Source organism: Variovorax sp. P1_G12 (assembly GCF_056405555.1).
Map to the genome: position 1 here is coordinate 128,790 of NZ_JBFUBW010000002.1, position 13,162 is coordinate 141,951.

Below are 13,162 nucleotides of genomic sequence, written 5' to 3' on the forward strand. Positions count from 1 at the left end.
CATCGCGGCTCGTCAAGCGGAATGATCGCCGCCGCGGCCGCTTTCCTGCAGCGGCAGTTGCTCGGCCATCTGCTCGGGCTGCTGCTCGCCGCCGCGGTCGTTGCTCTCGAAGCGGGGCGCACGTTCGGCGCGCGGCGGACGATCGCCACGATCGCCACGGTCCGAACGCTCGCGGCGCTCGCCACCACGATCGCCGCGGTCGCCCCGGTCTTCACGCGGCGCACGCTCGCTGAATTCCATGCCGGCCGGACGCTCGGTCAGGGCCTTCATGGACAGCTTGACGCGGCCCTTCTCGTCGGTCTCGAGCACCTTGACCTTGACGATCTGGCCTTCGCTCAGGTAGTCGGTCACCTTCTCGACGCGCTCGTGCGCGATCTGGCTGATGTGCAGCAGGCCGTCCTTGCCGGGCAGCAGGTTGATCAGCGCGCCGAAGTCGAGGATCTTGGTGACCGGGCCTTCGTAGACCTTGCCGATTTCCACTTCCGCGGTGATCTGCTCGATGCGCCTCTTGGCCGCCTCGGCCTTTTCCGGATCGGTCGACGCGATGGTGATGGTGCCGTCTTCGTCGATGTTGATCGTCGTGCCGGTTTCTTCCTGCAGGCCGCGGATGACCGAGCCGCCCTTGCCGATCACGTCGCGGATCTTCTCGGGGTTGATCTTCAGCGTGGTCAGGCGCGGCGCGAAGCTCGAGACTTCGGCCTTGGCCTCGCCCATGGCTTCCTGCATCTTGCCGAGGATGTGCATGCGCGCTTCCTTGGCCTGGGCCAGTGCGACCTGCATGATTTCCTTGGTGATGCCCTGGATCTTGATGTCCATCTGCAGCGCCGTGATGCCGTTGGTCGTGCCGGCCACCTTGAAGTCCATGTCGCCCAGGTGATCTTCGTCGCCCAGGATGTCGGTCAGCACCGCGAAGCGGTTGTCTTCCTTGATCAGGCCCATGGCGATGCCGGCCACGTGGGCCTTCATCGGCACGCCGGCGTCCATCATCGAGAGGCAGCCGCCGCAGACCGAAGCCATCGACGAGGAGCCGTTCGACTCGGTGATTTCAGACACCACGCGGATCGTGTAGGGGAACTCTTCCTTGTTCGGCAGCACCGCGACCAGCGCGCGCTTGGCCAGGCGGCCGTGGCCGATTTCGCGGCGCTTGGTCGAACCCATGCGGCCGACTTCGCCGGTGGCGAACGGAGGCATGTTGTAGTGGAACAGGAAGCGGTCTTCGTACTCGCCCATCAGCGCGTCGATGCGCTGCGCGTCGCGCTCGGTGCCGAGCGTGGTGATGACCAGCGCCTGCGTTTCGCCGCGGGTGAACAGGGCCGAGCCGTGAGTGCGCGGCAGCACGCCGTTGCGGATCTCGATCGGGCGCACGGTGCGCGTGTCGCGGCCGTCGATGCGGGGCTCGCCGGCCAGGATCTGGCTGCGGACGATTTTCGATTCGATCGCGAACAGCAGGTCGTTGACCTTGCCGGCGTCGAAGGGTTCGCCGCTTTCCTTGAGCGACGCCATCACGCTGGCGTTGGCTTCGCGCAGGGCTTGCGTGCGGGCCTGCTTGCTGCGGATCTGGTAGACCGCGCGCAGCTTTTCTTCGGCCAGGCCCTTGACCTTGGCGACGAAGGCTTCGTCTTCGACCGGCGGCTGCCAGTCCCAGACCGGCTTGCCGGCGTCACGCACGAGTTCGTGGATCGCGTTGATCGCGATGTTGGCTTGCTCGTGGCCGAAGACCACGCCGCCGAGCATGATTTCTTCGCTCAGTTGCAGGGCTTCGGACTCGACCATCAGCACGGCGGCTTCGGTGCCGGCGACGACCAGGTCCATCTGCGAATCCTTGCGTGCCGTCTGGCCCGGGTTCAGCACGTACTGGCCGTTGATGTAGCCCACGCGGGCGGCGCCGATCGGGCCGCTGAACGGGATGCCGGAGATCGACAGCGCGGCGCTGACGCCGATCATGGCGGCGATGTCGGCGTCGACTTCGGGGTTGAGCGACAGCGTGTGGATGACCACGTGCACTTCGTTCAGGAAGCCTTCAGGGAACAGCGGACGGATCGGGCGGTCGATCAGGCGGCTGGTGAGCGTTTCATGCTCGCTGGGCTTGGCTTCGCGCTTGAAGAAGCTGCCGGGGATCTTGCCTGCGGCGTACGTTTTCTCGATGTAGTCGACGGTCAGCGGGAAGAAGTCCTGGCCGGGCTTGGCCGACTTCGAGGCCACCACGGTGGCCAGCACCACGGTGCCGTCGATGTCCACGGTCACGGCACCGCCGGCCTGGCGAGCGATCTCGCCGGTGGTCAGGACGACGGTCTTGTCGCCCCACTGGAAGGACTTGGTGACTTTGTTGAAGAGGCTCATGGTGTGCTCCTGTTTTGATAGCGGCTCGACCCGTGACGACCACAGGCCCCGCGGGGGCTGGAGCGCTTTTCAGAACACGATGCCATTCCAGGGAAGCTCGGGGAGAACCTCTCTGGAATGACACAGCTTCGCTCTGTTTTGGCGGCTCCGAAGTAAAAAACGCCTGAGCTAGCGGACTAACCCAGGCGTTTTTGCATGCGATTCGACTTACTTGCGCAGGCCCAGCTTGGCGATCAGCGCGGTGTAGCGGTCGGCGTCCTTGGACTTGAGGTAGTCCAGCAGCTTGCGGCGGCGGCTCACCATGCGAAGCAGGCCGCGGCGACCGTGGTGGTCCTTGGCGTGCGTCTTGAAGTGAGGCGTGAGCTCGTTGATGCGGGCGGTCAGCAGTGCGACTTGCACTTCAGGACTGCCGGTGTCGTTGGCGGCGCGGGCGTTGTCCTTGACGACTTCGGCCTTGATGGAGGCTGCGATCATTGTGTTTTCCTTGGTTCCGACCCGAGGTCTTCGGGATGTTTGACTTGCGGTGGGCACTGGAACTGCACCCACCGTGCGCTTGCACGATGCAAAGCTTGTGGATTATAGCTCGCCCCCAGGTTGGGCTCACTGCGTGTAGCCCGCCCACCCCCTGCCGGGGGCAACACCAGAGGCCCGGCGAAGCCGGTTCCTCGGTGTTTCACCAAGGGGCCGGGCTTCGCCGGCCAATTGCTACCGATTGTTATTGTGCGGCGAGCCAGCGCTTGAGGCGGTCGACGCCTTCGACCAGGCGGCCGGGGTCCTTGGAGGCGAAACACCAGCGCAGCCAGCCCTGGGCTTCGGGGGCGAAGGCGTTGCCGGGGGCCAGGCCCAGGCCGGCCTCGACCACCAGGCGCTTGGCGACTTCGAGGGAGTCGCCGAAGCCTTCGAGCTTGAAGAAGGCATACATGCCGCCACTCGCCGAAGCGACTTCGACGCCCGGGATGTCGGCCAGCAAGGGCACCAGCGTGTCGCGGCAGGCCTTGAGGTGGGCGACGATCTTCGGCGTGATCTCCTTGCCATGCGCCAGCGCGGCAATGCCGGCGCGCTGCGTGAACACGCTGGCGCACGAGGTGTTGAACTCGATCAGCTTGCCCATGCCGTCCATCAGGGCCGCAGGCAGCACCAGCCAGCCCAGCCGCCAGCCGGTCATCAGGAAGCTCTTGCTGAAGCTGTGGGCGACCACCAGGCGGTCGTCGGCCTTCGCCACGTCGAGGAAGCTCGGCGCGCAGCCGTTCGGCGTCGGCTCGTAGTAGAGCCGCTCGTAGACCTCGTCGGCCAGAATCCAGGTGCCGGTGGCGCGGCAGTGGTCGAGGATCGCCTGCTGCTCGGCGCGCGTCAGCGTCCAGCCGGTCGGGTTGTTGGGCGCGTTGACGATCAGCAGCTTGGTCGCCGGCGTGACCGCCGCGCGCAGCGCCTCCAGGTCGAGGGTCCACTGCCCTGCCCTCGGCACCAGCGACACGCAGCGCACGTGTGCGCCCAGGATCGCGGGCTGCGCCGTGAGGTTCGGCCACACCGGGGTGATCGCCACCACTTCGTCGCCGGCGTCGACCAGCGCCTGCACCGCCAGCATCAGCGCGCTGACCCCGCCCGAGGTGATCGCGATGCGCGAAGCCTCGATCTTCGGATGCAGGCCGCTCATGTACGCGGCGACGGCTTCGCGCAGTTCGGGCAGGCCCAGGTTGTGAGCGTAGAAGGTCTCGCCGCGCTGCAGCGAGTCGATGGCCGCGTGTCGGATCACCTCGGGCGTGACCTCGTCGCTCTCGCCGAACCAGAAGGCCAGCACGTCGCTGCGGCCGAGGCCGGCATTGGCCACCTCGCGGATCTTGGAGGCTTCGAGGTCTTGGATCGCTTGGCGCATGTCTTGTCCTTGGGGTTCAGGGGCGCTGCATCTTGCAGCTCGAAGGCATTTCGGCACGACTCGCGGGGATCGTCTTGATGACCCGGAAGCCGTAGCCCGAGCCCTCGACATCGAACTTGACGCCGGGCGCTCCCTGCCGGTCCATGACGCCGACCACGAGCTGCTGCTGGAACTGATGGTCCTCGGCGCGCATATGGCCGCGCTGGCCGGCCAGCGTGACGTCGGCCTTCTCGAGGGCCCGCGCCACGGCCACCGTGTCGACGCTGCCGGCCCGCTCGATGGCCTCCGCCAGCGCCTCGATCAGCAGCTGCATGCGCATGTGGACATAGTCGTCGGAGGCCTTGGGGAAGCGGGTGCGGAAGTCGCGGTAGAAGGCTTCGCTCTGCGGCGTCTGCACGTTCGGCAGCCAGTCGGCCACGGCGACCACGCGGCCGATGCCGGCGTCGCCGATGGCCGCCGGCGCGCCCAGGGCATTGCCGTAGAAGGTGTAGAAGCTGCCGGTGAACCCCGCCTCGCGCGCGGCCTTCACGAGCAGGGTCAGGTCGTTGCCCCAGTTGCCGGTGATGACGCCCTGCGCACCGCTGGCCATGATCTTGTTCGCATAGGGCGCGAAATCCTTGACTCGGCCCATCGGGTGCAGTTCGTCGCCGACGATCTGCACGTCGGGACGCGCGGCGCCGAGCTGCCGCCGCGACTCGCGCAGCACCGACTGGCCGAAGCTGTAGTCCTGACCGATCAGGTAGACGCGCTTGAGCGACTTGTCGTCCTGCAGCACCTGCATCAGTGCGGTGACGCGCATGTCGGCGTGGGCATCGAAGCGGAAGTGCCAGAAGCTGCAGCGCTCGTTGGTCAGCACCGGGTCGACCGCCGAGTAGTTGAGAAACAGCACGCGCCGGGCCGGGTCGCGCTCGTTGTTCTTGTCGATCGCATCGATCAGCGCCGCCGCCGTGGCCGACGAATTGCCCTGCAGCACGATGCGCGCGCCGTCGTCCATCGCGGCGCGCAGCGCGGAGAGGGCCTCCTCGTTCTGTCCCTTGCTGTCGTAGCGATCGAGCTGCAGGAAGCGGTTGCCGCCCGGCAGCTTGACGCCGCCGCGCGCGTTGACCCGCTCCACCGCCCACAGCAGGTTGCGGAACACGGCCTCGCCGGTGTTGGCGAAGGGGCCGCTCATGCTCTCGATCAGGGCCAGCCGGATCGGCGGCGCGGCCTGTGCGTGCACCGGCGGCAGCGCCGAGGCGCATAGCGCCAGCGCCGCGAATTTCAAGGCCCTGCGGCGCCAAATAAAGCTGGAGATCATTGTCTTGAAACGCCTTTTGCAGTGCCTAGATGGGATGGCATGCGGCACGCGACTTCTGTTGAACGGCCGCGCAGTGTAAGGGACACACATTCTTGTCCCGTGGTCATCACTCAGGAGTCCTCATCATGTTCTTTGCACCCGCCGTCCGCACCGCCCGCTTCGTTCCGCGCTCGCACGATCGCAGCCTGGAGCGCTTCGTCAACGAGGCTTTCTCCGGCGCGCAACGCTCGCTCAACGTCGAACAGGACGACAAGACCTGGACCCTCACGCTCGACGTGCCCGGCCTGTCGCGTGACGATCTCACGATCGGTATCGAAGGCGCCGTGGTCCGCATCGAGAGCAAGGCCGAAGCCAAGCGCCAGCTCAAGGCCGCCTACGAGCTGCCGCAGGACATCGACGTCGCGACCAGCGAGGCCAAACTCGAGAACGGGGTCCTGAGCCTCAAGCTGGGCAAGCTGGTTCCGGTCAGCAACGTCGCGCAACTGCAAATCAACTAAAGCTCGCCCTGGCTGAAGCTCGCCCCCAGGTTGCCCGCACTTCGTGTCGGGCGCCCACCCCCTACCGGGGGCGCAGTCAGCGGCCCGGCGAAGCCGGTTCCGCGACTGCCACCAACAGGCGCGCTGCGCGCAGCCGTAGAAAACCCCCAGCGCCGATGGCTTTGGCCGGCGCAGCCAGGCCTGTTGGTGAAACACCGCGGAACCGRCTTTGCCGGGCCGCTGGTGTTGCCCCCGGTAGGGGGTGGGAGGGCTACACGCAGTGAGCTCGACCTGGGGGCGAGCGATAGTCGCCGGGCCGCTGGTGTTGCCCCCGGTAGGGGGTGGGCGCCCGGACACGAAGTGCCGGGCAACCTGGGGGGGCGAGCAAAAAAAGTTCATCGAGTAACTTTTTTGCTACCTGTCCGACTTGTTTCTGACTCACAATAAGTGCGAAATTCGTCACGTTCTGTGACGACTTTTTCAATGCTTTCTTCTTAAATCGCGCCTGAATTCGTCGAACTGCAGCGGCAGCCGGCAGCGGCGCCCGATCGAAGCGCCCATGAAAACGCACTTGAAGTTTGCACAGAGCCATGCCCGGTCCGACACGCTGCTGGTGTTTCTTCCCGGGGCTTTCCTGAAACCGGAGGAATTCGAGCGCGAAGGATTCATCGACGCCGTCAGGGAACGCAAACTCGCGGCCGATGCCCTGCTGGTCGATGCCGATGTCTCTTATTACTACGACCAGACCTTCATCGAGCGGCTGCAGAACGACGTGATCCGGCCCCAGCGCGCACTGGGCTATGCGTCGATCTGGCTGGTGGGCATTTCGATCGGCGGCTTCGGGGCCCTGATCCACGAGTTGGCGACACCGGGCACGGTCGACGGCATCGTCGTCCTGGCGCCCTACCTGGGGCGCCGGCCCATCGGCGCAGAAATCCACAAGGCCGGCGGCCTGCGCGCCTGGAAGGCGCCCGGAGGACCGCCGCCGGACGAGGAGGTCGACCGCAAGCTGTGGCCTTGGCTCCAGCAGTACGCGTCGCCGCGGCAGGCCAAGCACCTGCCGCCGCTGTATCTGGGCTTCGGACTCAGCGACCGCTTTGCGTCCAATCACCATCTGCTGGCCGATGCGCTGCCGGCCGGCCGCGTGTTCACCACCGAAGGCGGCCACGACTGGCCGCAGTGGTCGCAGCTCTGGCGCAAGGTGCTCGACGTGCTGCCGCTGCCGACCCTGGCAACCCGGGAAGGCTCTCAGACCGACGCCAGGCGCACTCGAAGCGAGGCTGCGTGTGGGCGACGCATCACGCGCCCTGCTGTGGCCCGCTCAGCGAGGCCAATGGCCATCGCGGCTTGACGTCGAAGGCATAGTGCCCGGTCGGCGCCTGCACGCCGGCCTGAAGCCGCATCGCCGCGGCCATCGCAATCATGGCGCCGTTGTCGGTGCACAGGTGCAGTTCGGGGTAGTGCACGCGCACGCCGCGCTTCGCGCAGGCCACGTCGAGCTGCTGGCGCAGCATCCGGTTGGCGCCGACGCCGCCCGCGACCACGAAGCGGTCGAGGCCGGTCTGTTCGAGCGCGGCCAGCGATTTCTTCAGCAGCACGTCGACGATCGCGGCCTGCGTCGAGGCGGCGAGATCGGGCTTGCGGGCTTCGAGCTGATCGCCGAGCTTCTTGGCCTGCGTCAGCACCGCGGTCTTGAGTCCGGCAAAGGAGAAATCGAGATTGCCGCTGTGCAGCAGCGGGCGCGGCAGCTTGAAGGCCTCAGGGTCGCCCTGCTCCGCCAGCTTCGCGAGCCACGGGCCGCCGGGATAGGGCAGCCCCATCAGCTTGGCGCTCTTGTCGAAGGCTTCGCCGGCGGCGTCGTCGATGGTCTCGCCGAGCAGCGCGTAGCGCCCCACCCCGTCGACCCGCATCAGCTGGGTATGTCCGCCTGACACCAGCAGCGCGACGAAGGGAAACTCGGGCGGGTCGGCGCTCAGGAAGGGCGAAAGCAAGTGGCCCTCGAGGTGATGCACGCCGAGCACCGGTTTGCCGAGCGCGGCGCCCAGCGCGCACGCCACGCCGGCGCCGACCAGCAAGGCGCCCGCCAGCCCCGGCCCCCGCGTGTAGGCGACCACGTCGACATCGGCCAGCCGCCGGCCAGCCTCGTCGAACACCGCCTGCGTGAGCGGCAGGACGCGGCGGATGTGATCCCGGCTCGCAAGCTCGGGCACCACGCCGCCATAGGCCTGGTGCATCGCGATCTGGCTGTGCAGCGCGTGCGCGGCCAGCCGAGGCAGCCCGCTGGCGCCGGCCTCGACCAGCGCCACGCCGGTCTCGTCGCAGGAGGATTCGATTCCCAGTACATGCATCCAGCGAGTGTAGGTGGCGTCCGTCCCGAGGGCACGGATGTTGCTCAATGAGCTCGCCCCCAGGTTGGCTCACTGCGTGTCGCTGCCCACCGCCGGCCGGGGGCAACACCAGCGGCCCGGCGAAGCCGGTTCCGCGGTGTTCCACGAAAAATCCGGCCTGGGTCGTCATGCAACACAGAGAGCAAACTCGAAGAGTCACGATGAAATCCGCTTTGAGCTTCCTGGTCGGCGCCCTGCGATGCGAGATCGACGCGCTGGAGCAGCTCGCGCGCACCAGCGAGCTGGTGGCGACGATCGCCCGGCTGGTCCATGCGCTGCAGCGGGAGCGCGGCATCTCCAATGTCTTTCTGGCATCGGGCGGCCGGCGCTTCGCCTCGCAGCGCAAGGAACAGATCGCCGACTGCCTGCGGCACGAGGAAGCCGTGCGCCTGGCCTTCGACCAGCTCGAGGCCGAAGGCGGCCGGGTCGGCAACGGCGCGCGCCTCTTCAGCCGCATCGCCTGGGTGCTGCCCGGGCTGGACGCCCTGCCCGCGCTGCGGCAGCGCATCGGCGCGATGGAGCTCGATGCCGGCCGTTCGACCGCGGCCTTCGTCAAGCTGGTCGCCGGTCTCATCGCGGTGGTCTTCGAGGCCGCCGACGGCGCCACCGACCCCGAGATCTCGCGCCGGCTGGTGGCGCTGTTCAATTTCATGCAGGGCAAGGAGTTCGCGGGCCAGGAACGCGCCTGCGGCGCCGCGGCCTTCGCCTCGGGCTACAACGACAGCGCGCGCCAGCAGCAATGGCTGCACCTGATCGCCTCGCAGGAACATTGCTTCCAGCGCTTTGCCGAGTTCTCGGCATCCGGCCTGGGCGAGCTCTGGGCCTCGGTCAGGGCGCCGGCGCAAGTCGCCGAACAGGAGCGCCTGCGCCGCATCGCCTGCGCCGCGCCGGCGGGCGTGTGGCTCGACACCGAGTTGAGCCAGGTCTGGTTCGACTGCTGCACGCGCCGCATCGACGCCATGCAGGCGGTCGAGGAGCGGTTGACCGCCGACCTGCGGCAGCTCTGCGAACAGAAGACGGCGCAGGCTCGCGCCGAGCTGCAGGCGCACGAGGCGCTGCTGGCCAGCCTGCAGGATACCGGCGGCGCCGCGGCGGACTTCTTCCTCGATGCGGTGGCGACGCCGGCCGCCGCGGCCACGCCGGCCGCCAGTGCGCCTTACGGCAAGCAACTCGAACGCTCCATTCTCGACATGGTGCAGGAGCAGTCGCGCCGGCTGCAGGCCATGGGCGACGAACTCGAGACCGTGCGCGCCGCCCTCAACGAGCGCAAGCTGGTCGAGCGCGCCAAGGGGCTCCTGATGGCGCACCGGCGCATCAGCGAGGAGGAAGCGCACAAGATGCTGCGCCGGACCGCGATGAACCAGGGCCGGCGGCTGGTCGAGGTCGCCGAATCGGTGCTCGCGATGGCCGAGTACCTGCCCGACGACAGGGCTTCCTGAGTGCGTCGCAGGCCCGGAATGGTGCACTGCACAAGCGATGCGCAGCGCATGCGTTTCGCTCCAGATCCGGTGGATGGCAAGCCCCGGTGAACCATTGACGCTCTCTTTTTCATAGCGCCACGGTTGCTGGCACGCTGCTTGCAATCGCTCGAGGCATAGACCGACGAAGGTCTTCAGGCAGGTGGCATCCAACGGCGGGTGCGGCCCACCGAACCGGACAAAGGCGTCCTTACCCCGCAGGGGCTCGACTTCGAGCGGCCCGTGCGCGGCGAGGACGCCTTTTCGTTTTTCCGAATCGACTTTTCATCTCCGGAGTTCGCCCCATGACCGATGCGCTGAAACCAAAACTGAGTCGCCGCCGTGTGTTGCAGGCCGCCGCCGCGGGCGTGGTCGGGCTCGATCCCGCGCTGCGCGCCGCCGTCTGGGCCCAGGGCTCGGACAAGCCCGAGAAGGAGGAAGTCAGGATCGGCTTCATCCCGCTGACCGACTGCGCCAGCGTCGTGATGGCCTCGGTGCTCGGCATCGACAAGAAGTACGGCGTCAAGATCGTGCCGAGCAAGGAAGCCAGCTGGGCCGGCGTGCGCGACAAGCTGGTCAACGGCGAACTCGACTTCGCCCACGTGCTCTACGGCCTGGTCTACGGCGTGCACCTGGGCATCGGCGGCCCGAAGAAGGACATGGCCGTCCTGATGACGCTCAACAACAACGGCCAGGCGATCACGCTGTCGAAGAAGCTGGCCGACAAGGGCGCGGTCGACGGCGCCTCGCTGGCCAAGGTGATGGCCGGCGAAAAGGCCGAGTACACCTTTGCCCAGACCTTCCCCACCGGCACCCATGCGATGTGGCTCTACTACTGGATGGCGGCCAACGGCATCAACCCGCTCAAGGATGCCAAGGTGATCACCGTGCCGCCGCCGCAGATGGTGGCCAACATGCGCGTGGGCAACATGGACGGCTACTGCGTCGGCGAACCCTGGGGGCAGCGCGCGATCATGGACGGCATCGGCATCACGGCCATCACCACCCAGGACATCTGGAAGGACCATCCGGAGAAGGTGCTCGGCACCACCGGCGAGTTCGTGAAGAAGTATCCGAACACGGCGCGCGCCGTGACCGCCGCGATCCTCGAGGCCGGCAAGTGGATCGACGCCGGCCTGCAGAACAAGAACAAGATGGCCGAGACCATCGCCGACAAGAGCTACGTCAACACCAGCGTGGACGCGATCAACCAGCGCATCCTGGGGCGCTACACCAACGGCCTCGGCAAGAGCTGGGACGACCCGAACTACATGAAGTTCTACGCCGACGGCGCGGTCAGCTACCCGTACCTGTCGGACGGCATGTGGTTCCTCACGCAGCACAAGCGCTGGGGCCTGCTGAAGGAACATCCGGACTACCTGCAGGTGGCAACGCAGATCAACCAGATCGACATCTACAAGCAGGCCGCCGCCGCCACCAGGACCGCGGTGCCGAAGGAGACGATGCGCAGCAGCAAGCTGTTCGACGGCGTCGTCTGGGACGGCAAGAACCCGAAGCAGTATGCCGATTCGTTCAAGGTCCACGCCTGAGGAGCCCACCATGGTCAGTGCCGTCTTCCACTCCCCGCTCGAAGCCAAGCCGGTGATGCCGCCGGCATCGAAGAGCGTCGCCAGGCCGGCGGCGTCGCTCTTCGCCGCCGCGGTCGAGCCCACGCCCCGCGTGCCTCGCGACTTCCGCGCCGTCTGGCTGCGCGTGCTGCCGCCGCTGCTGGGCTTCGCGCTGCTGGTCCTGGTCTGGGAACTGGTGGCGCTCAGGAGCACCACCGGTTTTCCGTCGCCGCTCGCAACCTGGCAGCAGGCGCTCACGGTCTTCAGCGATCCGTTCTACAGCAAGGGGCCGAACGACCAGGGCGTGGGCTGGAACGTGCTCTCGTCGCTGCAGCGCGTGGCGCTGGGCTTCGGGCTGGCGGCCGCGGTCGGCATACCGGCCGGCTTCGCGATCGGACGCTTCGAGTTCCTCTCGCGCATGTTCAATCCGCTGATCAGCCTGCTGCGGCCGGTGTCGCCGCTGGCCTGGCTGCCGATAGGCCTGCTGGTCTTCAAGGGCGCCAATCCGGCCGCCATCTGGACCATCTTCATCTGCTCGATCTGGCCGATGATCATCAACACCGCGGTCGGCGTGCAGCGCGTGCCCAGCGACTACATGAACGTCGCCCGGGTGCTGAATCTCAGCGAGTGGAAGATCTTCACCAAGATCCTGTTCCCCGCCGTGCTGCCCTACATGCTGACCGGCGTGCGTCTGGCGGTCGGCACCGCCTGGCTGGTGATCGTCGCAGCCGAGATGCTGACCGGCGGCGTCGGCATCGGCTTCTGGGTCTGGGACGAGTGGAACAACCTCAACGTCGCCAACATCATCATCGCGATCTTCGTCATCGGCATCGTCGGCCTGGTGCTCGAGTTCGCGCTCATCAGGATCGCCACCGCGTTCACGTTCGAAGAGGTCAAGCAATGAACGACGACAGCAAGTACATCGCGGTCCAGGGCGTCGAGCAGCGCTTCAAGACCGCCAAGGGCAGCTTCCTGGCGCTGCGCGACGTCAACCTGAACGTCGCCAAGGGCGAGTTCATCACGCTGATCGGCCACTCGGGCTGCGGCAAGTCGACGCTGCTGAACCTGATCGCCGGGCTGACGACGCCGACCCAGGGCGTGCTGCTGTGCGCCAACCGCGAGATCAAGGGGCCGGGCCCGGAGCGCGCGGTGGTGTTTCAGAACCACTCGCTGCTGCCCTGGCTGACCTGCTACGAGAACGTCTACCTCGCGGTCGAGCGCGTGTTCGCGGCGACCGAGAACAGGGCGCAGCTCAAGGCCCGCACCGAAGCGGCGCTGGCACTGGTCGGCCTGACGCCGGCGGCACAGAAGCGGCCTGGCGAGATCTCGGGCGGCATGAAGCAGCGCGTCGGCATCGCCCGCGCGCTGTCGATGGAACCCAAGGTGCTGCTGATGGACGAGCCCTTCGGCGCCCTCGATGCGCTCACGCGCGCCAAGCTGCAGGACGAACTGCTGGCCATCGTGCAGAAGACCCGCAGCACGGTGGTCATGGTGACGCACGACGTCGATGAAGCCGTGCTGCTGTCGGACCGCATCGTGATGCTGACCAACGGCCCGGCCGCCACCATCGGCGAGGTGCTGGCGGTCGACATCGCGCGGCCGCGCAACCGCGTGGAACTGGCCGAGGACCCGGTGTACGTGCACGCGCGCAAGGCCGTGATCGACTTTCTCTACACGCGCCAGGCGCATGTGGAAAAGGTCGCGGCCTGAGCGGTCCCTCTCACGGTCCCTCTCACGGCCCCTCGCACGGCCTCTCGCACGGCC

11 protein-coding genes are annotated in these 13,162 nt (G+C 67.2%); 6 read left to right on the top strand and 5 right to left on the bottom strand.

The window, feature by feature from the left end:
• Nucleotides 1–12 precede the first annotated feature (12 nt).
• From pnp to AC1D2O_RS02815, 4 genes are all read right to left on the bottom strand, one after another.
• Nucleotides 13–2,340: a polyribonucleotide nucleotidyltransferase gene (gene pnp, locus AC1D2O_RS02800; protein ID WP_478091425.1), complete on the bottom strand. Its 2,328-nt coding sequence runs from the start codon at nt 2,338–2,340 to the stop codon at nt 13–15.
• 207 nt (nt 2,341–2,547) lie between these two features.
• On the bottom strand, nt 2,548–2,814 hold the full coding sequence (gene rpsO, locus AC1D2O_RS02805; protein ID WP_007837783.1) for a 30S ribosomal protein S15: 267 nt from the start codon (nt 2,812–2,814) through the stop codon (nt 2,548–2,550).
• 241 nt (nt 2,815–3,055) lie between these two features.
• Nucleotides 3,056–4,324 carry a pyridoxal phosphate-dependent aminotransferase gene (locus AC1D2O_RS02810; protein ID WP_478091424.1) on the bottom strand — a complete coding sequence of 423 codons (1,269 nt, stop codon included), beginning with the start codon at nt 4,322–4,324 and terminating at the stop codon, nt 3,056–3,058.
• Complete coding sequence (locus AC1D2O_RS02815) at nt 4,230–5,510, bottom strand: branched-chain amino acid ABC transporter substrate-binding protein (protein ID WP_478091423.1); 1,281 nt, start codon at nt 5,508–5,510, stop codon at nt 4,230–4,232. Before AC1D2O_RS02815 ends, AC1D2O_RS02810 begins: the two co-directional genes overlap by 95 nt.
• Nucleotides 5,511–5,635: 125 nt before the next feature.
• Between AC1D2O_RS02815 and AC1D2O_RS02820 the strand changes: the two genes are divergently transcribed.
• Entirely contained in the window at nt 5,636–6,007 is a 372-nt protein-coding gene (locus AC1D2O_RS02820; RefSeq protein ID WP_478091422.1) for an Hsp20/alpha crystallin family protein, read from the top strand.
• 538 nt (nt 6,008–6,545) lie between these two features.
• On the top strand, nt 6,546–7,337 hold the full coding sequence (locus AC1D2O_RS02825; protein ID WP_478094667.1) for an alpha/beta hydrolase: 792 nt from the start codon (nt 6,546–6,548) through the stop codon (nt 7,335–7,337).
• Here the strand turns inward: AC1D2O_RS02825 and tsaD are convergent.
• Nucleotides 7,285–8,334, bottom strand: a complete 1,050-nt coding sequence (gene tsaD / locus AC1D2O_RS02830) for a tRNA (adenosine(37)-N6)-threonylcarbamoyltransferase complex transferase subunit TsaD (RefSeq protein ID WP_478094665.1) — start codon at nt 8,332–8,334, stop codon at nt 7,285–7,287. The two genes, AC1D2O_RS02825 and tsaD, sit on opposite strands and share 53 nt — an antisense overlap.
• Nucleotides 8,335–8,534: 200 nt before the next feature.
• Between tsaD and AC1D2O_RS02835 the strand changes: the two genes are divergently transcribed.
• The 4 genes from AC1D2O_RS02835 (at nt 8,535) to AC1D2O_RS02850 (ending at nt 13,108) form a co-directional block, all read left to right on the top strand.
• A complete protein-coding gene (locus tag AC1D2O_RS02835) occupies nt 8,535–9,812 on the top strand; it encodes a nitrate- and nitrite sensing domain-containing protein (RefSeq protein ID WP_478087962.1) in 1,278 nt (425 codons plus the stop codon).
• A 323-nt stretch (nt 9,813–10,135) separates the two neighbouring features.
• Nucleotides 10,136–11,380: a CmpA/NrtA family ABC transporter substrate-binding protein gene (locus AC1D2O_RS02840; RefSeq protein ID WP_478087961.1), complete on the top strand. Its 1,245-nt coding sequence runs from the start codon at nt 10,136–10,138 to the stop codon at nt 11,378–11,380.
• 10 nt (nt 11,381–11,390) lie between these two features.
• A complete protein-coding gene (ntrB, locus tag AC1D2O_RS02845; RefSeq protein ID WP_478087959.1) occupies nt 11,391–12,302 on the top strand; it encodes a nitrate ABC transporter permease in 912 nt (303 codons plus the stop codon).
• Nucleotides 12,299–13,108 carry an ABC transporter ATP-binding protein gene (locus AC1D2O_RS02850; RefSeq protein WP_478087957.1) on the top strand — a complete coding sequence of 270 codons (810 nt, stop codon included), beginning with the start codon at nt 12,299–12,301 and terminating at the stop codon, nt 13,106–13,108. The genes ntrB and AC1D2O_RS02850 overlap by 4 nt, the downstream gene beginning before the upstream one ends.
• The last annotated feature ends 54 nt before the right edge of the window (nt 13,109–13,162 follow it).